General features: G+C 35.9%; 18 protein-coding genes. 14 read left to right on the forward strand and 4 right to left on the reverse strand.

What is annotated here, in order from left to right; all coding sequences use genetic code 11:
• The first annotated feature begins 31 nt into the window (after positions 1 to 31).
• The 7 genes from speD (at position 32) to ACFO3O_RS14720 (ending at position 6,981) form a co-directional block, all read left to right on the forward strand.
• Positions 32 to 427 (forward strand): adenosylmethionine decarboxylase, encoded by a 396-nt coding sequence (speD, locus tag ACFO3O_RS14690; protein ID WP_379980108.1) that lies wholly within the window; start codon positions 32 to 34, stop codon positions 425 to 427.
• The gene (locus tag ACFO3O_RS14695) at positions 417 to 1,229 is read left to right on the forward strand and encodes an ion transporter (RefSeq protein ID WP_379980110.1); all 813 of its coding nucleotides are present in this window, start codon (positions 417 to 419) and stop codon (positions 1,227 to 1,229) included. The genes speD and ACFO3O_RS14695 overlap by 11 nt, the downstream gene beginning before the upstream one ends.
• 3 nt (positions 1,230 to 1,232) lie before the next feature.
• Positions 1,233 to 1,721, forward strand: coding sequence for a DUF4178 domain-containing protein (locus tag ACFO3O_RS14700; RefSeq protein WP_379980112.1), 489 nt, complete (start codon positions 1,233 to 1,235; stop codon positions 1,719 to 1,721).
• Between the two features lie 83 nt (positions 1,722 to 1,804).
• Positions 1,805 to 2,608 (forward strand): hypothetical protein, encoded by an 804-nt coding sequence (locus ACFO3O_RS14705; protein ID WP_379980114.1) that lies wholly within the window; start codon positions 1,805 to 1,807, stop codon positions 2,606 to 2,608.
• A 183-nt stretch (positions 2,609 to 2,791) separates the two neighbouring features.
• Positions 2,792 to 4,330 (forward strand): polyamine aminopropyltransferase, encoded by a 1,539-nt coding sequence (locus tag ACFO3O_RS14710; RefSeq protein WP_379980116.1) that lies wholly within the window; start codon positions 2,792 to 2,794, stop codon positions 4,328 to 4,330.
• 117 nt (positions 4,331 to 4,447) lie between these two features.
• Positions 4,448 to 6,232, forward strand: a complete 1,785-nt coding sequence (locus tag ACFO3O_RS14715) for a M61 family metallopeptidase (protein ID WP_379980118.1) — start codon at positions 4,448 to 4,450, stop codon at positions 6,230 to 6,232.
• Between the two features lie 314 nt (positions 6,233 to 6,546).
• A complete protein-coding gene (locus ACFO3O_RS14720; RefSeq protein ID WP_379980120.1) occupies positions 6,547 to 6,981 on the forward strand; it encodes an ankyrin repeat domain-containing protein in 435 nt (144 codons plus the stop codon).
• A 68-nt stretch (positions 6,982 to 7,049) separates the two neighbouring features.
• Here ACFO3O_RS14720 and ACFO3O_RS14725 read toward each other — a convergent pair whose 3' ends face one another.
• Positions 7,050 to 7,328: a FoF1 ATP synthase subunit delta/epsilon gene (locus ACFO3O_RS14725; protein ID WP_379980122.1), complete on the reverse strand. Its 279-nt coding sequence runs from the start codon at positions 7,326 to 7,328 to the stop codon at positions 7,050 to 7,052.
• 97 nt (positions 7,329 to 7,425) lie between these two features.
• Positions 7,426 to 8,934 carry a F0F1 ATP synthase subunit beta gene (gene atpD, locus ACFO3O_RS14730; RefSeq protein ID WP_379980124.1) on the reverse strand — a complete coding sequence of 503 codons (1,509 nt, stop codon included), beginning with the start codon at positions 8,932 to 8,934 and terminating at the stop codon, positions 7,426 to 7,428.
• A gap of 293 nt (positions 8,935 to 9,227) precedes the next feature.
• On the opposite strand from atpD, the gene ACFO3O_RS14735 reads away from it, so the two are divergent.
• The 7 genes from ACFO3O_RS14735 to ACFO3O_RS14765 all read left to right on the forward strand — a co-directional run bounded on the left by ACFO3O_RS14735 (position 9,228) and on the right by ACFO3O_RS14765 (position 16,832).
• The gene (locus ACFO3O_RS14735) at positions 9,228 to 9,902 is read left to right on the forward strand and encodes a DUF4956 domain-containing protein (RefSeq protein WP_379980126.1); all 675 of its coding nucleotides are present in this window, start codon (positions 9,228 to 9,230) and stop codon (positions 9,900 to 9,902) included.
• Between the two features lie 22 nt (positions 9,903 to 9,924).
• The gene (locus ACFO3O_RS14740) at positions 9,925 to 12,942 is read left to right on the forward strand and encodes a pectate lyase family protein (RefSeq protein WP_379980128.1); all 3,018 of its coding nucleotides are present in this window, start codon (positions 9,925 to 9,927) and stop codon (positions 12,940 to 12,942) included.
• Complete coding sequence (locus ACFO3O_RS14745; RefSeq protein WP_379980130.1) at positions 12,911 to 13,636, forward strand: VTC domain-containing protein; 726 nt, start codon at positions 12,911 to 12,913, stop codon at positions 13,634 to 13,636. The genes ACFO3O_RS14740 and ACFO3O_RS14745 overlap by 32 nt, the downstream gene beginning before the upstream one ends.
• Positions 13,637 to 13,792: 156 nt before the next feature.
• Entirely contained in the window at positions 13,793 to 14,446 is a 654-nt protein-coding gene (locus ACFO3O_RS14750) for a hypothetical protein (RefSeq protein WP_379980132.1), read from the forward strand.
• An 18-nt stretch (positions 14,447 to 14,464) separates the two neighbouring features.
• The gene (locus ACFO3O_RS14755; protein ID WP_379980134.1) at positions 14,465 to 15,535 is read left to right on the forward strand and encodes a sensor histidine kinase; all 1,071 of its coding nucleotides are present in this window, start codon (positions 14,465 to 14,467) and stop codon (positions 15,533 to 15,535) included.
• Entirely contained in the window at positions 15,522 to 16,226 is a 705-nt protein-coding gene (locus ACFO3O_RS14760) for a LytR/AlgR family response regulator transcription factor (RefSeq protein WP_379980136.1), read from the forward strand. The genes ACFO3O_RS14755 and ACFO3O_RS14760 overlap by 14 nt, the downstream gene beginning before the upstream one ends.
• 63 nt (positions 16,227 to 16,289) lie before the next feature.
• Positions 16,290 to 16,832 (forward strand): inorganic diphosphatase, encoded by a 543-nt coding sequence (locus tag ACFO3O_RS14765; protein ID WP_379980138.1) that lies wholly within the window; start codon positions 16,290 to 16,292, stop codon positions 16,830 to 16,832.
• A 71-nt stretch (positions 16,833 to 16,903) separates the two neighbouring features.
• Here ACFO3O_RS14765 and glmS read toward each other — a convergent pair whose 3' ends face one another.
• Positions 16,904 to 18,751 carry a glutamine--fructose-6-phosphate transaminase (isomerizing) gene (glmS, locus tag ACFO3O_RS14770; protein ID WP_379980140.1) on the reverse strand — a complete coding sequence of 616 codons (1,848 nt, stop codon included), beginning with the start codon at positions 18,749 to 18,751 and terminating at the stop codon, positions 16,904 to 16,906.
• 13 nt (positions 18,752 to 18,764) lie between these two features.
• Positions 18,765 to 20,462, reverse strand: a complete 1,698-nt coding sequence (locus ACFO3O_RS14775; protein WP_379980142.1) for a DUF4270 domain-containing protein — start codon at positions 20,460 to 20,462, stop codon at positions 18,765 to 18,767.
• Position 20,463: the final 1 nt, after the last annotated feature.

Genomic DNA, 20,463 nt, shown 5'->3' on the forward strand with positions numbered 1-20,463 from the left:
TTTTGTCTTTACATTATTCCATTATATTTGGATGATGAAGAACACACACCTCGGATATCAGAAAACCATTGATTTTTATGGTTGTGATCCTGAAAAGATAAATGCTAGGGATTTTATTGAGCACGCCCTCCTTAAAGCGGCCGGCTTAATGAAACTGACCGTCATCAACACGACGATTCATGAGTTTTCTCCTATAGGGATCAGTGGGGTGATTGTGATCCAAGAAAGTCATATTGCTATCCATACCTGGCCAGAACATAGCTATGTTGCCTTAGATATCTTTACTTGTAATCAATCCTATGCCTTAGAGGCAGGTATTTTATGGCTTAAAGAAGCCTTTGGAGCAACGCACTATGAAGAAGAAGATAGTAAAAGAGGCGCTTTAAAAAGAATTGAAGCACATAATGCTATGAAAAATGAAAATTAAACAGACCTTATATAATTTATTAGATGAGGATCAAAATAATAGCAAAGGAGATGCCTTTGTGCATTATTTTATCTCTGGACTGATTATCATTAATGTTATTGCGCTATTTTTAGAATCGTATCAAAATATTAATAAAGACTATCAAACCCTTTTTTGGTATATAGAAATCATTTCGATCATTGTATTTTCTATTGAATATCTTATCCGGATTTGGACAGCAGATTTGGAGTATCCAGAGGTAAAACCTTACAGGGCAAGATTAAAATATATAGGTTCTTTTATGGGAATCATTGACCTTGTATCCGTGCTTCCTTTCTACCTTCCTTATTTTATAAAGATAGATTTACGTGTGGTACGTGTGCTGAGATTATTCCGCCTTTTACGTCTTTTAAAACTAAATAGACATTCTAATTCTTTAAAATTAATTACGCAGGTTTTTAAAAGGACCAAGGCAGATATTTTAATCACCGTATTTATCGTCTCTTTACTTCTTATTCTCTCTGCGACATTAATGTACAACATAGAAAATGAAGCACAACCTGAAGCTTTTTCAAATATAGGGGAAGCCTTATGGTGGGCAGTAGCTACACTTACTACCGTAGGATACGGAGACATCTATCCTGTTACGGGAATAGGAAAAGTACTAAGTGGCGTCATTGCATTATTAGGAATCGGCATTGTAGCTCTCCCCACAGGGATTATAAGCTCTGCCTATATTGAAGAAATACAACACAACAGAAAAAAAGCACAAGATAATTCTTGTGAACATTGTCCACATTGCGGGAAGGAACTAAAAAAATAATAGATGTTTGGAAATAAAAACGAAATACAACTTAATAGCCTTAGCCTAGGGACTACTTTTAAATACAAAAGTAACACTTGGGAGATTATAGAAATATCTGATTATGATTGGGGTGTAGATGGAAAAAGCGTAGAATACAAAATACGCTCAAAAAATAATAGCGAAGCTTACCTGGAAGTAGAGCGCTATCAGGGTGATTATGAGATTTATTTTAGCGAAAGCATAGAGATTCCACAAGAGACCTTAAAAGATGGTATGGCTACCAAAATTATGATTTATGACGGGCAAGAATATGAACAAGAAGAGCATTATAGAGGGAGTTCTAAAAACCAAACGTTAGGCACGAGTTGGGAAAAAACAGAGGTTTTTATGTTTTACGCAAGTGACGATGCACTACTTACTATAGAAAAAACAAAAGACGATACGCTCGCTGTTTATTACGGTGTGGAGATCAAAGAAAAGGCATTAAAAAACATAAAATCAACTAAATAAAAAGGTTATTATTTTTCAAATCTTTATAGAAACTCAAAAAACAGTACTTTAGCATATCTTATAACGTATAATCATTCACACGTATGAAGTCTATATTTTATTATTCCGTCTTTATTTTCTTATCAGCACTTAGTATCTCTTGTGGAGATGCTGATATGGAAAGTGTTAAGGTAACCACTGAACCTTCAGACAAGATCATACGTGAACTAAGAGGCACCGATTTCTCTATTGTTCTGAACGATATGAACATCTCTGAAAAAGACAACAAACGTCTTTTTGAGCACAAATACCATATTCTTAAAGTTATAGATGATTCTCTAGTTGTAGACTCACTTTCTTGGAAACCCGTTAACCAAGCTTTCTTTGAAAAGCATGAGAAAGACTTGGGAATGGAGATTGTATCGAATCATGGAGGGAAGCTTTCTAGAAATGCACAACCTGTAGGTTTTGGATGGGCCATTGGAAATCCAAAGTATGGAGAGTGGGAAGAAGTCACAAAAACGCAGGACAGTACAAGTACAGCAAGCACAACCAATTCTAATTCCTCAGAAAGAAGATGGCGTTCGCATGGTCCTAGTTTACTATTCTGGTACTGGATGTTGCGAAGACCTGCCTACCAGAGAGATTATGCTGGATACAGAACAGCGAGTGCTAATGGAAGATCTTATTATGGATCACAACCTAATGGCACCTCTAGATATGGTATGGTACTAGTAGTGCCTATCAAAAAAGCAAGCGCCCTTCTTTTTTTAGCAGAAGAACCTCTAGTAATTCTTGGAAATCCTACGCAAAGTCATCATCAAAAAGTAGTCGCAGTAGTTCGCGTTATAACACCTCCTCTTCTACACGTTCACGTTCGGGAGGATTTGGAAAGTAAAGATATATAACCCTACAGTGAAGTTCTAAATTCGATAAAAGTAATTGATTGAAATGTCAAGGTATTAAACCATAGATTCCACTGAAAAAAGCGGGATTAGCCTGCCTGCCGGCAAAGGCAGGTTTAACTAACTATTTTGTATGCGTCTTTCATACTTTATAAAATCGAGTTTCACTAAAAAAGGAATCTTATATTGAGTATATCAAACAAAAAGAAATCACTCGTTTTAAAAATAGCGCTGTTTGCGACAGGATTTAGCGGTATTGTTGCAGAGTATGTCTTATCTACACTAGCGAGTTATTTTATAGGGAATGCCATCTTACAGTTTACATTAATCGTCTCGATTATGCTCTTTTCTATGGGGCTTGGAAGCAGGATCAGTAAGGTTTTTAACACCAATATTGTGTTCTATTTTGTAATTGCAGAGTTGCTCCTATCATTATTAGTTTCTTTTTCTGCGATCGCCTCTTATATTATTTATGGATATACTAATAACTCTTGGATCATTATTTATCTATTGTCCATCGCCATCGGGTTACTTATAGGTTTGGAAATCCCGTTTGCAACGCGTATTAATGAATCCTATGAAGAGTTACGCCTTAATATTTCGAATATTCTAGAAAAAGATTATTACGGTAGTCTGCTAGGCGGATTATTTTTTGCCTTTGTAGGACTTCCCTATTTAGGATTAACCTATACGCCATTTGTCCTAGGACTTGTCAATCTTGTCGTTTCTTTTTGGTTATTTTATGTCCTTAAATCACATATCTCTCAGAAGCTTCAGCGCATATTATGGATCTCCTACATCAGTGTATTTCTGGTCGTTTTAGTCGGACTCATCTATGCAAAACCATTGGTATTATTTGGAGAGCAAGCCAAATACAAAGACAAGATTGTATTTAGTGAACAAACCAAATATCAGAAAATAGTCATCACCCAATGGAGTGATTGGTTTTCATTATATATCAACGGAAACCAACAACTATCCACTTTTGATGAATATCTCTATCACGAACCCATGGTGCACACCACCCTTGGACTGACTGCTTCTAAAAAAAACATCCTCATCCTAGGCGGAGGCGACGGTTGCATTGCAAGAGAATTATTACAGTATAATGATATTGAGTCCATTACGCTTGTAGATTTAGATCCTAAAATGATTGACCTTGGCAAGTCAAACCCTATTTTCACAAGCATAAATAAAAACGCACTCAATCATGCCAAAGTCACTACCATCACAGCAGATGCTTTTACTTTTCTAGAAAAATCTAAGGCTACTTATGACGTTATTCTTGTAGATTTACCCGATCCCAATAATGTAGATCTCAATAAATTATACACCAAAGAGTTTTATAGAATATGCTATAATCACCTTGCTCCAGAGGGTACGTTTATCACGCAATCAGGAAGTCCGTATTATGCCACCAAAGCCTTTTATTGTATAGACAAGACCCTTACATCGGCGGGATTTTATACGTTGCCTATCCATAATCAAGTACTAACCTTAGGAGAATGGGGCTGGATTTTGGCTAAAAAAACACCGTTATATAAAGAGGATTTGGAAATGATTGATTTACAAAACCTTCAGCTCACTTGGCTTAACAAAGAAACCTTATCAGGAATTGCTTCTTTTGGAAAACCACTTACAGATACAACAGACATTAAAATCAACACTATCTTTGAACCTACACTGTATGTATATTACAAACAAGGAAATTGGGATTTATATTAAACCTGCATTATGCATTAATAAGCCCATTATAATTTAAAGAAGCAAGTTAAGTTCGCTTTCGCGAAAGCGTACCCAGTATGAAAATATACCATTCTTTACAGATTTAAAACACGAATTATGAAACATCTTATCTTCCTACTACTCACGGCATTTTTACCCTTGACGGTCACGGCTCAAAAGGGGAAAGTTACTACATCTTATACTATTTCCTTTGAAAATGCGGTACATCATGAAGCAGAAATATTGGCTGTTTTCTCAAATCTAAAAGGGAATAAAGCCAGCTTTAGAATGAGCAGAACATCTCCCGGAAGGTATGCAATTCACGAATTTGCAAAAAACGTGTATAACGTAAAGGTAACAGATGGAAAAGGAAATATACTGAATGCCACACGCCCAGATCCGTATTCTTGGAACGTAGAAGGACATGACGGAACCGTTCAAGTGTCGTATACCTTGTTTGCTAATAGAGGAGACGGAACCTACACACAAGTAGATGAAACGCATGCGCATCTCAATATGCCCGCAACTTTTATGTATATGCCTGCTTTAGCTGACAAAGCAATGCAAGTCACTTTTAAACCTCGTCAAGATCTTAATTGGAAGGTCGCTACCCAGTTAGAGAATAAAGGGAATGACACCTACTACGCAATGGACTTACAGTATTTTATGGATAGCCCTACAGAAGTGAGCAATCACAGCATCCGTTCTTTTGATGTAGACAAGCAAACGGTGAACTTTGTGCTACACCATAACGGCACAGAAGCCGAGTTAGATACGTATTTTGAGGATGTTAAAAAGATTGTCTTACAACAAAAAGAGGTGTTTGGAGAACTTCCTTCCTATGATTATGGGGCGTATTTCTTTTTGGCTTGTTATATCCCGAATGCCTCTGGAGATGGCATGGAACATAGAAATTCTACCATCTTAACCAGTACACGAAGTCTTGCTGATGGTGGCTTACAGCGAAATATAGGAACGGTGTCCCATGAGTTTTTTCATGGATGGAATGTAGAACGTATCCGCCCTAGCGATTTAGAGCCTTTTGATTTTGAAACTGCCAATATGAGTGAAGCCTTATGGTTTGCCGAAGGGTTTACGAGTTATTATACATCACTTATGATGCGTCGAGCAGAACTCTTATCCAAGAAAGACTATATACAAGGACTCACGCGCACCTTTAATTATGTGTGGAATTCGCCAGCGCGCCAGTTCTTTAATCCTATAGAGATGAGCTACCAAGCCCCATTTGTAGATGCCGCCACAGCCGTAGACCCTGTCAATAGAAACAATACCTTTATTTCCTACTATTCCTACGGTAGTGCCCTTGGGCTTGCCTTGGATTTGTCTCTCAGAGAAAAAAATCTGAATCTTGACGACTATATGAAGTTGGTTTGGAAAAAGCATGGTAAAAAAGAAAAGCCCTATACGGTAGAGGATTTACACGAGTTATTAAAAGACTATGCAGGAGAAGCCTTTGGAGATTATTTTTTTCAAAACTACATTTACAAAAGTAACATGCCTGAGATGCAACGCCTTTTTGAAAGTGTGGGCGTGTCCTTATCCCAAGATGGAAGCAAGGCGTCTTTTGGCGTTTCAGTGACCAATGGGGCTATTACCCAAAATACCACAATAGGAACCGCCGCTTACAAGGCAGGATTAGAAAATGGAGATAAAATTATCACCATTAATAACACCGCTATAACACCAGAAAACTCCTTTAATGATATCCTATCAGGATTAAGTCCTAATGATGTCTTACGCATCACCTATGAACGCTACGGAGTAACGAAAGAAACAACTGCCACACTCCAACAAGACCCTTCCTATACAATTGAATTAGACACCAATGTATCTGACAAAAAAGTATTGAAAAGACGTGATTTATGGTTGAATCCTAAGTAAGAATTAAACATTTCTAATCATTTAATGATGAATAAGGGTTTTAAATTCTAAAATATACATGGGCTCACAATGATGTAATGCACGTGTATATCTAGAATCTACTTGCCAAAACTCCGTACATTCTTTATTTTGAAGCTTGACATAGCTTCTCAACTAATTCATAAAGCACTATTTCATATTGTTATACCAGTTATTAATTGTAGTTGATTTATATTTTTTGAATAACTTCTGTCGCTGGAAAGCCATAGATTGCCAGCCAGAAAATATTGTTGAATACTTAGTAAAATAGCTATATTTAATTAAATTATTTATTTATGAAAATCTTATTCTCTCTTATCATTTTCCTATTTTGTTTTTCAAGCCTACAAGCCCAACTTCTAAAAAAAGAAATAATGCTTGCCATAAGGAAAGATAATGTTACTGTTTTAAAAGAGATCACTCATCCTGGTCAAGAAAATTCTTGCCTAGATCAAAAAGGTTTAAAATTTAGCTTACTAGGACTGAGTATTAAATTTAAAGCACAGCAATGTTTTGAGTACCTTATCGCTAAAGAGAAAATAGATGTAGATAAAGCCTGCGACTATATGTCTCCATTAATGTATGCCGCAAAATATAACCAACTAGAAATGGTGAAAAAACTTATAGAAGCGGGAGCAGATAAAACAAAAGAAAACAACGGCAAAACTGCATTAGATATTGCAAAAAAATACAAGCGTACTGCCATTATTGAATATCTCTCTCAATACTAAATATATCCAAAAAAAATCCCAAACTCTGTAAAGAAATTTGGGATTTTAATTTTCAAGAATTGTACTACTTAATCTGCTAATACAATCACTTTATTATTATTCATTTCTAAAGTTCCGCTTGTAATGGCTAGTGACCATTTACCGTCTTTTTCTTTTACAAACTTATCTTCAAAACCTTCTGTAATCTCAGGGCTTCCGTCAAACTTTACGTTACCTTCCATCAAAAGAGATACAACGGCAGCGTGATTGTTTAACATTTGGAATTCTCCATGTACGCCAGGTACCGTAACAGAAGTTACTTCTCCTTTGACTAATGATGCTTCTGGTGTTACAATTTCTAAATACATAGTTAAACTTGTTTAACTACTCTGGATTTATTTCAGAGTCTTATTATTCTTATTCTAAATTTGAATACATACTGAAACAAGTTCAGCATGAACTAGTTTAAGCTTCTGCAAGCATTTTTTCTCCAGCCTCAATCGCTTCTTCGATAGTTCCTTTAAGGTTGAAAGCTGCTTCTGGAAGGTGATCTAACTCCCCGTCCATAATCATATTAAATCCTTTGATCGTTTCTTTAATATCTACTAATACCCCTGGAATTCCTGTAAACTGCTCTGCCACATGGAATGGTTGAGATAAGAAACGTTGTACACGACGTGCACGTCCAACGGCCATTTTATCTTCTTCAGAAAGTTCTTCCATACCAAGAATAGCGATGATATCTTGAAGTTCTTTGTAACGTTGTAATAACTCTTTTACATTTTGCGCACACTCGTAATGCTCTTTACCAAGAATTTCTGCTGTAAGGATACGAGATGTAGAATCTAATGGATCTACCGCTGGGTAAATACCTAGCTCAGCAATCTTACGTGAAAGTACTGTAGTTGCATCCAAGTGAGCAAATGTTGTTGCTGGTGCTGGATCGGTAAGGTCATCTGCAGGTACATACACCGCTTGTACAGATGTAATAGATCCTCTTTTTGTTGATGTAATACGCTCTTGCATCGCTCCCATCTCTGTAGCAAGTGTAGGCTGGTATCCTACCGCAGATGGCATACGTCCTAAAAGTGCAGATACCTCAGAACCTGCTTGTGTAAAACGGAAGATATTATCTACGAAGAAAAGTACGTCTTTTCCTTGTCCTTCTCCTGCTCCATCACGGAAATACTCTGCAATGGTCAATCCTGAAAGTGCCACACGAGCACGGGCTCCAGGAGGCTCATTCATTTGTCCGAATACGAAGGTTGCTTTTGAGTCTTTCATCGCTGTTTTATCAACTTTAGAAAGGTCCCATCCTCCATCTTCCATAGAATGCATAAAGTCATCTCCGTATTTGATAATACCAGACTCTAGCATTTCTCTCAAAAGGTCATTTCCTTCACGTGTACGTTCTCCTACTCCTGCAAATACAGAAAGTCCTCCGTGTCCTTTTGCAATATTGTTAATCAACTCCTGAATAAGTACCGTCTTTCCTACTCCAGCTCCTCCAAATAATCCAATCTTACCTCCTTTTGCATAAGGCTCAATAAGGTCGATTACTTTAATACCTGTAAAAAGTACTTCGGTAGAGGTTGACAAATCTTCAAATTTTGGTGCGCTACGGTGAATAGGAAGTCCTGCTTCACCTGCTTTTGGTAAGTTACCGATACCATCAATGGCATCTCCAATTACGTTAAAAAGACGTCCATAAATATCATCTCCGATAGGCATCTGGATAGGTGCTCCAGTGGCTACTGCATCTACACCGCGGCTTAATCCGTCTGTAGAATCCATAGATATGGTACGTACTGTATTCTCACCGATATGTGATTGAACTTCAAGAACTAACAACGTTCCGTCTGAGTTTGTCACTTCTAGTGAATCGTAAATTTTCGGTAATTCAGCTCCGCTTGCAAACGCTACGTCTACAACAGGGCCAATGATTTGTGCAACTTTACCTGTAACTTTTGACATTATTAACTATTTAATGTTTAGCAAAATATATGATGAAAAAATCTCCGTTTTTCACGGCGCAAAGATACTGTTTTCTTCTTTATATAAAAGCGTATTTTATTTAATTTTCAAGAGGCTGTTTTTGCTTTCGCGAAAGCGCACCTAAACTCAACACCTAGGGACTTCTTTATTTATCATAAAAATGACTTCTATGAAGGCAAGACTGATCTAAAACCGAGGAAATTTGGTGTATTTTTAGTTCTTTTGGGTAAATAAATTTACATTCGCTTAACCATAACTTTACACCCATTTTCATGGATAAATTTCTAGAACAGTTTTCTTTAAACGCCGAAGATTCTTTTTCTCCTTACAATTATGTCGCATACATCCTACTATGCGCTGCTTTATTATATATCCTTTCTGTTATTTATAACAAATACGGACAATCCATATCTAATAGAGCGCAACTTGCAAAGGTTTTAATGATTGTAGGACTCACTACATTTATTATTATATCTATTGTAAAATCATCATTAGCCTTATCCTTAGGGCTTGTTGGCGCCTTATCTATTGTACGTTTTAGAACAGCCATTAAAGAACCCGAAGAATTGGGCTACTTTTTTATGGCCATTGCGATAGGGCTAGGAATGGGGGCTAATCAATTACTCCCCACCCTTATTGGCTTTATACTGTTAATGTTGATTGTAGTATTACAAAACAAAAGCGGAAGCGCTTCTATTACCCAAAACCTACTCGTAAATCTTACGTGTGATACCGATCAAAAAACAGCGCTTATAGAAAAAATAAGTGATGCGATAAGTGCAAATACCTTGCAACTTGAAGTAAAAAGAATAAAACATCAAGAACGTGCTATTGCTATTAATTTTCTTGTGAAGGTCACTTCTCTTGAAGATTTGAATACAATCAATTCAAATCTGATTGCCATAGATCCTAAAGTGGACGTTACTTTTATAGATAACACCCTTTAATTTAAAGACACACGCTATTTAAATGAAAATCAAAAATACTACCTCCAAGAAAGTAAAAGCCTCTACTATAGTAGCTATTATAGGGGTATTACTTTTAAGCTTTTTTATACTGATCAAAGACAATCCAAATATTATAAAAAATATTTCTAAAACAAAAGATGAAGCATCTGCTCGTCTAAATAGCCCCACTGTATTAAAAACAATAACTTATGCAGGGTTATTTGAAACAACCGATCACGAATTATATAGCGATGCTACCTTGAGTGTATACCTAGCAAACACCACCAGTGTGCCTAAATTAATTTACAAATACAACAAAAAACCTGAAGGGCGAGATCTTTCTGACTCCTTCTTTATACACGTATACGTGAAAGATAGCACAAAACTTAAAGGTAACGCTCAGTATGCAAATGTAGATTTCAAGCAAAAGCCTGAGGTGATTACCACTGATAAAACTACGTATTATGTTTTTCAAAAAGATTTGATAAGCAGCAGTTATAAAGAAAGCTATATTCCTCTTGAAAATATCGCATATATAAATACCGGGCGTTTTCAGCCCAAAGCTGGTAGATCTCTTGACCTAAGAAAAATAACGCTTGATAATATTCCACAAGATCAATTAAAAAAACAGTTAGAAAAGATTCATTTTGTAGTAGACCAAAAGGCGTTTAATAAAATCAAGGCCAAAAGAGATGATGCGTTGAGCAAAGGAGTTCTTATCTCTGAAGATGATGACATGGTGGATGGACGTATTTCTTTAAACAATAAAGAGTTTCAAAAAGTAGAATTACGTCTTAAAGGAGATTGGACCGATCATTTAAAGCACGAGAATAAATGGTCGTATCGTTTTATTATGAAAGGGGATCAAACCTTTAAAGGGATGCGTAAATTTTCTGTACAACATCCTGTTGTTCGGAATTACTTGTGGGAATGGTTATTTAACAAAGCTATAAAGGATCAAGGAATTATAGGACTTCGATATGATTTTGCAGATGTACATCTTACTGTAGAGAATGGCAGTACAGATACAGAGATTCCTATGGGAATCATGGCCATAGAAGAGTCTTTTGATAAAATTCTTATCGAAAACAACAAAAAGAGAGAAGGGATTATCCTCGCTTTTGATGAATCCCTTTTGTGGAAAGATAGGCAAAAACAACGCGTTCTAGGATTAGAACCTACTGCACAATCGAGAGAACTTCACAGTTTACGCAATGCACAGATTAAAGTCTTTAATGAAAATAAAGTGCTTGCAGATCCTGCTCTTTTAAAGCAATTTGAAACAGCAAAAGACTTACTAGAAGGATTACGCCAAGGCAAATACATGCCCTCTGATGTTTTTGATGTTGAAAAACTATCTATGTTTTTAGCGCTTTCCAACCTCTTTGGCGGATATCATGGATTGATATGGCATAATCTACGCTTTTATTATAACCCTATTACTAGTAAACTAGAACCCATTTCTTTTGACTCAAACAGTGGGACTCGTTTGGAGAAAACACTTCAGTATCCAATGGCCAAAAACGATACTGTTTTTCAAAAAAAGCTTTTAGAAAAACTGAAACTTGTCAGTAGCGCTAGCTTTATAAATACGCTTATGCTTGATCATAACGACCAGCTTGCATCCTTAAAAATGGATTTATTTACTGAGTATGACGCCACTTTTGATATAGATATTCTAACCTACAATAGCAACTTTATAAAAAAACAGATCAATCCTGCTGTACTCATTACAGCAAACTTATTATCTCATGATGAGAAGCAAATAAAAGTTGAAATAAAAAATGTATCTGGGCTCCCTATCACTGTAGAACATCTCTTAGACGATGAAGGTAGGGTCTTAGGTCTCTATAAAAATCCAGTAACTATAAAAGAGCGGTCAAGTACTGTTATTGATTTTAAACTAAGCCAGTTTTTTGTGAATGCGTTTGTTTCAAAAAAGAATAAAAAAGGAACCTTCCAATATCCTAAAGATGTTCAGAAGTTAAGAATCGCTCATTATGTACCTGGCATAAATGTTAAAAGAGAGGCAACGATCAAACCCTATGGGAAAAACTCCACTTTAGAAAAAAGCGTTGCTTTTTATAGAAAAGCTAGAACACCCAACTTTACTACATTTTCCTTTATCGAAGAACAACCTGAAAATATATTGTTCTTTAAAGAAGGCAATCATAAACTTACCCGAGACCTGATCATCCCCACTGGATATACGATTAAGGTTTCTCCAGGATGTGAATTAGATTTTAAAAACAATGCATCTATTCTCTCTTATGCCACATTCATAAGCAATGGGACAGCCCAGAAGCCTATCAAATTTTACTCTTCTGATGGTACTGGAGGTGGAATATTTATTTCTAATGCTACACAGCCATCACAAATACGTTATAGTCGTTTTGACAATCTCTCTAACCCCAACTCCGCGACATGGTCGGTTTCGGGCGCGGTTAACTTTCACGAAAGTGATGTCACCATTACCCACACTACCTTTTCAAATAACCGATGTGAGGACGGACTCAACATTATACGGTCTTCATTTACTATGACAGATACTACCTTTGAAGGCACGCAGTCTGATGCTTTTGATGGCGATTTTGTTACTGGAACATTAGAACGGTGTACCTTTATAAATGCTGGAAATGATGGTATTGATGTCTCTGGATCTACTCTTGTGATCAAAGATATTACGATAAAAAACCCCTCAGATAAGGCAATAAGCGCGGGTGAAAATAGTACGATTACTGGAGAAAACATACACGTATCTGGTGGCGAAATAGGCGTGGTAAGTAAAGATCTTTCAAAAGTTAATCTTAGCAATCTCAGTATTATAGATACGCGATTAGGAATCTCGGCCTTTCAAAAAAAGTCTGAATATGGCGTGGCTTCTATCCAAATTGCAAAACTGACATTACAAAATAACGAACTTGACTATCTCATAGAAAACAAATCCAGTCTCACGATAGATAATGTCGCCGTAGAAACTGTTTCTAACAATGTGATTGACCAAATGTATGGAAAGGAATATGGGAAAAGCAGTCGCTGAGAACAATCACAGATATGAACGCAAGTTCCTGTATGAAGGCATCACTCCTGAAGACCTCATAGAGACAGTTGTTCTTGTGAATTCTTTTTGCTTTCGCGAAATTTTTCACCGGCGTACAGTCAATAATATCTATTATGACGATCAATCGATGAGTTTTTATCATCAGAATGTCTCTGGCGATGAACTCCGAGACAAATATCGGTTACGGTGGTACGGTGATGCTTTTGAAAGCATTAGCAACCCTGTACTAGAAATCAAGAAAAAATATGGTGTTGTAGGGGATAAGTTGTCTTTCGCTTTAAGCGGAAACACCTATAACCTGCATGACCAACCACTTGCAGAAATTCAAAAAATCATTCACCAAAATATAGGTGAAAATCACACCAGAGAATTAGCTTTAAAATTGAGTAATCTCACGCCTTCGCTTTACAACTCTTATGAGCGCAGGTATTTTCTTTCAGATTGTGGCAACTATAGAATAACCATAGATTATAATATGGTTTTTTACAATCCTCATTTTAGCGAATATACAATGACCAAGGCACAACTCCCTGATGTGGTATTAGAATTAAAATACAAGGTGATTAATGATAAAGAAAGCCGAAAGTTGACACAAACCCTTTCTGCTCGCTTGTCTAAAAATTCTAAATATGTAAGAGGTATTGACCTCATACACCATCAACAGTCTAGTTAAGTATCTTTACATATTGTAATCTACTATGTATCCCTATTAGAAAAGAATTACTAATACCAATACTTGTTTGGCATGTGTTGCGTTGCGTTTGTCGAAATTTGTTGTTGAATAAAACAAGAATGATGAGTTTAGCTAAAACGTATAAAATCAAACACTATGAAATTAAAAGCATTCATTTTATTAGCATCAGTTTTACTTTTTAGTTCGTGTATTGTAAAGTCCATTCAGCCCTTTTACACAAAAGGAGATCTCTCCTATACTGAAAAACTTATTGGTATATGGACAGACCAAAAAGGAGGGGTCTGGGATGTCATTTCTATGAAAGAACAATTTATGAAAGATCAAAAAGAAAATAGCAACGTATCTGAAGATGATAAAAAAGCCTTTGAAGCCTATAAAGAAGGGTATATTGTCAAGTATGTAAAAAAGGAAAAAGAAGTCGTCTTTATTGCCATGCCTTTTCAACTTGAAGGACAGTACTTTCTAGATTTTATTCCTTTTGAATTTGATACAGAGAGTATTAATCATCTCGCCGCAGAACATCTTATAAAAACACACTCAGTGGCAAAACTAGACATAAACGCTGCACAAAAAATTTCTTTTTCTTGGCTCACTGAAGAGCGTATCAAAACCTTATTTAATGACAACAAACTTCGCTTAAAGCATGAAATTGTAGGTCCTGAAGAAGCCCTTTTACTAACAGCGTCTTCTCAAGAGCTTTCTGCATTTTTAAAGAAATATCTCACCGCCTCTATTGAAGACAAATGGAAGTCTTCAGATGCATTAACATTAACTAAGAATACAATTTAAACAACGATACTATTCAAAATGCATCCTTTTAATTTTGATACACTCATCAAAAAAAGCAATTACCACAGACCACTCATTTTTAATAGTGTGCTGTGGTTACTCGCATTTATAATCCTACTTTTTATTTTTTCAAAAGGAAAATCTCCTATTAAAATAGATTACATATACACGATTATATTCTTGCTTTTTATGGCAGTACCCGTAAGTATTAATTTTTACCTACTGATTCCAAAATTTTTAAAGCTCGAAAAATACAGCGCGTATATCCTCCTATTTATTGGTAATCTGTTCTGTTTTTCGACCATATACATTTTATTTTTTCAGTCTATATTAGATCGTCTATTCCCCGACTATTTCTTTATTTCTTATGTATCAAAAACCAATGGATATACCATTTTTGGTGTCTTTTTGGTAGCAACAACACTTTTAAAATTAGCGGAAGATTGGTTTCATTTCAACACCTTAGAAAACAAAACACTGAAACTTGAAAACCAACACATACAGACACAACTGTCTTCCCTTCGATCACAAATAAATCCTCATTTTTTATTCAACTCTTTAAATGTGATTTACGCAATGGCACTTGAAAAAGAAGCGCATATTACCAACGCTATTGTAGAGTTGTCTGATGTGTTACGGTATGTAATTTATGACTCGGATACAGAGCGTGTGTCTATAAAAGATGAAATCAAATTACTTCAAAACTATATATCTTTTCAAAAATATCGAGTACAAACTCCTGATAGCGTATATTTTGATATAACTATTGAAAACGAGAATTTTAAAATCTATCCAATGTTGCTGTTGCCCTTATTAGAAAACAGCTATAAACACGGAATTACAAATAACCATTCGCCAGAGAAAATAAGAATTCATCTCTCGCAACATAAACATCAATTTAGATTTGAAATAAGCAATAGGATTCATCCTAATGTTAAGAATACGCTAGATAACGCCTATTCTGGCGTAGGTCTAGAAAATCTAAAGAATAACTTACTTTTGGTATATCCAAAACAGCACACATTTACGATTGATAACACCACAGATACTTTTAAAGTAACTATTGAGATCACCGATGAGCAATATTAAAGACAAAAACATACACTGCCTTATTATTGATGACGAATTATCTTCTCAACGTGTGCTACAGCATTTTATTAAGGACACTAAAGTGTTAACGTTAAAAGAAACCTGTAGCAACACTTCTGAGGCCTTCAAATATCTACAACTGCACGGAGATATTGATGTATTATTTCTAGATATTAATATGCCGCAACAATCAGGCTTAGATTTTTATAGAGAATTACAGCATCCTCCTGCGGTCATTTTTACAACGGCATATCCTCAGTATGCACTAGATGGATTTGAAGTCAATGCCATTGACTATCTCTTGAAACCCATTGCCTATGACCGTTTTTTAAAAGCTGTCAATAAAGTATTGATTAGCAAAACTGAAATAGAAAGTACCAATAAATTTGTGATACTAAAAGAAAATAAAATACTACATAAAGTCTTTTTTTCAAGTATTCAATACATAGAGGCCTATGGAGATTATGTAAAAGTAGTTTTAGAAGAAAAGACCATCGTTACGCATAGTACGTTTTCTAAATTCATAGAAAACCTCCCTCCTTATTTCATCCGTACACACAAATCATTTAGCATAAATCTAAATAGATTAAATCACCTTTCGGGAAATCAAATACTACTAGACAATCATACAATACCCATAGGGCAAACCTATAAAGCCAGCGTTTTAAAAGCGCTTAACCTTAATTTTTGATATATGATCCTACGTGTTCTTTGCTTATTAATTACTTCACTACTTCTTATCAATTGTACGACAATGAAAGATATCTATACGATACCTACATTTTCGAAAAATGGCGCTTTACACTGTGTGATCGAAATTCCAGGAGGCACTAACAAAAAGATAGAGTTTAATGCTGAGACCAAAACATTTGAAATAGATCAAAGAAATGGAACGGATCGTATCATTCCTTTTCTTCCTTATCCCGCAAATTATGGGTTTATCCCATCTACGCTATCTGATCGATCTTTAGGAGGCGATGGAGATGCATTAGACATCTTATTAATTTCTGAAGCACTACCCACAGGAACGATTGTAGAAGCAATACCTATAGGAATACTTAAACTACTGGACAAAGGAGAATATGACTACAAAATCATTTGTGTCCCGAGGGATACTAAAAAACGTATTATAAATGTAACTACCTACACGCAATTTCTAAAAAAATACAGGAAAGCAAAAGACATCATAGAATCTTGGTTTTTACACTATGATACAGATGGTGATGCGTTAATAAGTGAAGGATGGGGAGACGAAAAAGAAGCGCTTGAGGAGATTAATAAAAGTCTAAATCATTAAATACATAAAATCTACCCACAAAAAAGCCCGCTATTTGCGGGCTTTTGGTATTAATATGGTGAGTTTTATCTTTATTCTACAGTTACCGATTTTGCTAAATTTCTAGGTTGATCTACATTCTTTCCTAGCATTACAGCAATATGATATGACAATAATTGTAATGGAATAGTAGCAAGAAGTGGTGTAAACGGCTCTAATGTTTCTGGAATTTCAATCACGTGATCTGCCAATTTTTTTACCTCTTCATCTCCTTCTGTAACAATACCAATGATTTTTCCACTTCGCGCCTTAATCTCTTCTACATTACTCACAACTTTCTCATAATGTCCCTTTTTGGTGGCAATAACCACAACAGGCATTTGTTCATCAATCAAGGCAATAGGACCGTGTTTCATTTCGGCAGCAGGATATCCTTCTGCATGGATATATGAAATTTCTTTAAGCTTAAGCGCTCCTTCTAGTGCTACTGGGAAGTTATATCCTCGCCCTAGATAAAGTGCATTTGATGCGTCTTTATACTGTGATGCCACATATTCAGCTTGCTCATTAGACTTTAATGCTTTCGCTACTTTTGCAGGAATACGCTCTAACTCTTGTAAATAGGCTCTGAACTCAGAATTTGAAAGCTTTCCTTTATGTTTTGCTAATTTTAAAGCAATTAACGTAAGGATCGTTATTTGAGTGGTAAACGCCTTTGTAGATGCAACCCCTATTTCTGGACCTGCATGTGTGTATGCACCCGCATGCGTTTCTCTTGAAATAGAAGATCCTACAACATTACATACCCCAAAAACAAAAGCCCCTTGACCTTTGGCTAATTTAATGGCAGCCATGGTATCTGCAGTTTCTCCACTTTGTGAGATTGCAATGACCACATCATCTTTATAAACAATAGGGTTTCTATATCTAAACTCAGAAGCATACTCTACTTCTACAGGGATACGCGCAAATTCTTCAAATATATACTCAGCAACTAGACCCGCATGCCAAGAAGTACCGCATGCGACTATGATAATACGACGAGCGTTTAAAAACTTATCAAGATGATCATCAATTCCTGCCATTCTTATGATCCCTTCATCCACAAGCATACGTCCTCGAAAGGTATCTGTAATAGCTGCAGGTTGCTCATAAATCTCTTTAAGCATAAAGTGGTCATACCCTCCTTTTTCTATCTGTTCAAGATTTAATTGAAGTTCTTGAATATATGGATCTACAAGAGAATCATCTTTAATCTTACGTATTTTAAGCTTTTTTTGATCTCGTACAACTGCCATCTCTCCATCTTCAAGATAGATTGCGTTATTTGTATACTCAATAAAAGGAGTGGCATCAGAGGCAATAAAAAACTCATTATCACCTACCCCTATCGCTAATGGACTCCCTAAACGAGCGACCACAATTTCATTGGGTTTTGTTTTATCAAACACAGCAATAGCATACGCCCCAATGGTTTGATTAAGGGCTATCTGAACAGCTTTACCTAACTTTACTCCTTCTTTTATCTTGACATCTTCAATCAAGTTAACAAGCACTTCTGTATCTGTATCTGATGTAAATGTATACCCTCTATTAATTAACTCTTTACGTAACGGATCATAATTTTCAATAATTCCGTTATGAATAATTACTAGATTTCCAGAGTTAGAAACATGAGGATGTGAATTAATATCATTAGGCACACCATGTGTAGCCCATCTTGTATGACCAATTCCTATACTACCGTTTGTAGATATTTCACTTTCTAAACGGTTTTTTAAATCCTCGACCTTCCCTTTTGTTTTTGACAATTTAAGATCATTACCATCATAAAGTGCTATTCCAGCACTATCATATCCTCTATATTCAAGACGTTGTAATCCTTGCAATATAATAGGGTATGCTTCTCTATACCCTATGTAACCAACAATTCCGCACATACTACTATATTATTTAATTATCTAAGCCTAGTATTTGACCACAAGGACTATCAGGATCTATATCCTCTGTTAATGTATAGAATATTCTCAATTTTAATTTTTTGGCCTCATCAGTACTTAAATTACCATGAAGAATAGTCCCTTCTGGAGAAATCACACTAGAAACTGGCACTCTTCGCGCAGTATCTATATCTCCCGTACCTCCTATAATAGAGGTGTTGTCTACAGTTACATTTTGTGAGACTGACAATGCCAATCGAACATTCGTAGAGTCATTTTTGATAATATTATTTACATGTTGCGTTATGCGCACTCTATAACTCTGCCCTAGACTCGACTCATCTCCTTCTACTTCTCTTACGAGTCTTCCTAGGTGGTTTGTTCTTGTGTTGACAGGGCCATTGATTCCTGCTGTATTATCTATAACACCATCAATTAATAAACTATTATTATCAAAATCGAGCATAAAAAGTCTTTCTGGCTCTAACGCACCTCCACCAGCACCCAAGTCATCTTGATCTACAAAAAATGTCAAGTTAGCTTCATTGATAATAATGTTACTACAGTCACGCAGTATTTCCAATTGATCTGCAATGCCGTCTCCGTCAAAGTCTGGCCCAAAAAGCTCTATAATAGCAATACTACCGTCTCCCCCTTTTAAGTATAAGTTTTCTTCTCCAGTCGTTGAATTAGAGTTTTCAATAGCATTGACAATAGCTGGGTCAAACTGATTCTGATAATCTATAACACTTACTCCACTAAAGTTTAAAGAGATATCTCCAAATCCATCATTGGTAGGCTCCCCAGGCTCTCCCGAGTCATCATCACCATCAAAAGTGTAATAAATTGTGATGTTTGCTTGGCTAAAATCAAACAAAAGTAAATTTCCGTCATTATCCTCGTCTTCTGCCTTGAAGTAAATACCCCTAAAATAGTCATTAAACGTATTTATGTTTAAAAGTACATCTTCTCCTTCTCGTTGGATGATATTGGTATTCCAGTAATTTGTATCTAGTGATAACCTCAACGCAGGTGAGATTCGTTCTGAAAGTTCTTTAACCACGTTATCTTCTTCATCCAAAACAGGTTCACCATCTTCATCAAAAGTTACTTCGGTTAGAATGATCTCATCTGCTTGTGGCACAAATTCGTTTACTTGAAAAAGTAAGTCACCCTCTACCCCTTGAAAGTTTGGAACATCATTAGAAAAATAAATTTCAGGATCCTCAAAATTGGTATTAGGATCAAGATTATTTAAGAAAAAGTTTGATCGGTATGCAGATAATGTAATTCCACCAGTATTTCTAAATACAGAATCTAACTCGTATGTATTATTTCCGTCTTCATCTACCGCGATTTGCCTAGCAAAATACGGAAGTGTAAATATGACACTATCAACCACTACGTTATCTCCAAATTCTGGACCTGTTCTTGAAAGTGCTACTTGTGATAAATAAGATGCTGTTGTTTTTCCATATACAGGATCATTATAAACACCTACAACCCCTACGGGTGCGCCATTAGTTTGAACTCCTTCTGGATAATTCATACTATATGCGATAACCCCTATATCATCAACCTCAAAGGTCTCAAAGTTCACTGAACCAACGACACCCGTTCCAACTTCCCCTAATTCTTCTTCGCAGGCAATACACGCAAATACAAAGATGAAGGCCACTAAGCCTTGTCTTACATAATTATAAATCTTCATA

This window comes from Dokdonia ponticola (assembly GCF_042653865.1).
Taxonomy (GTDB): domain Bacteria; phylum Bacteroidota; class Bacteroidia; order Flavobacteriales; family Flavobacteriaceae; genus Dokdonia; species Dokdonia ponticola.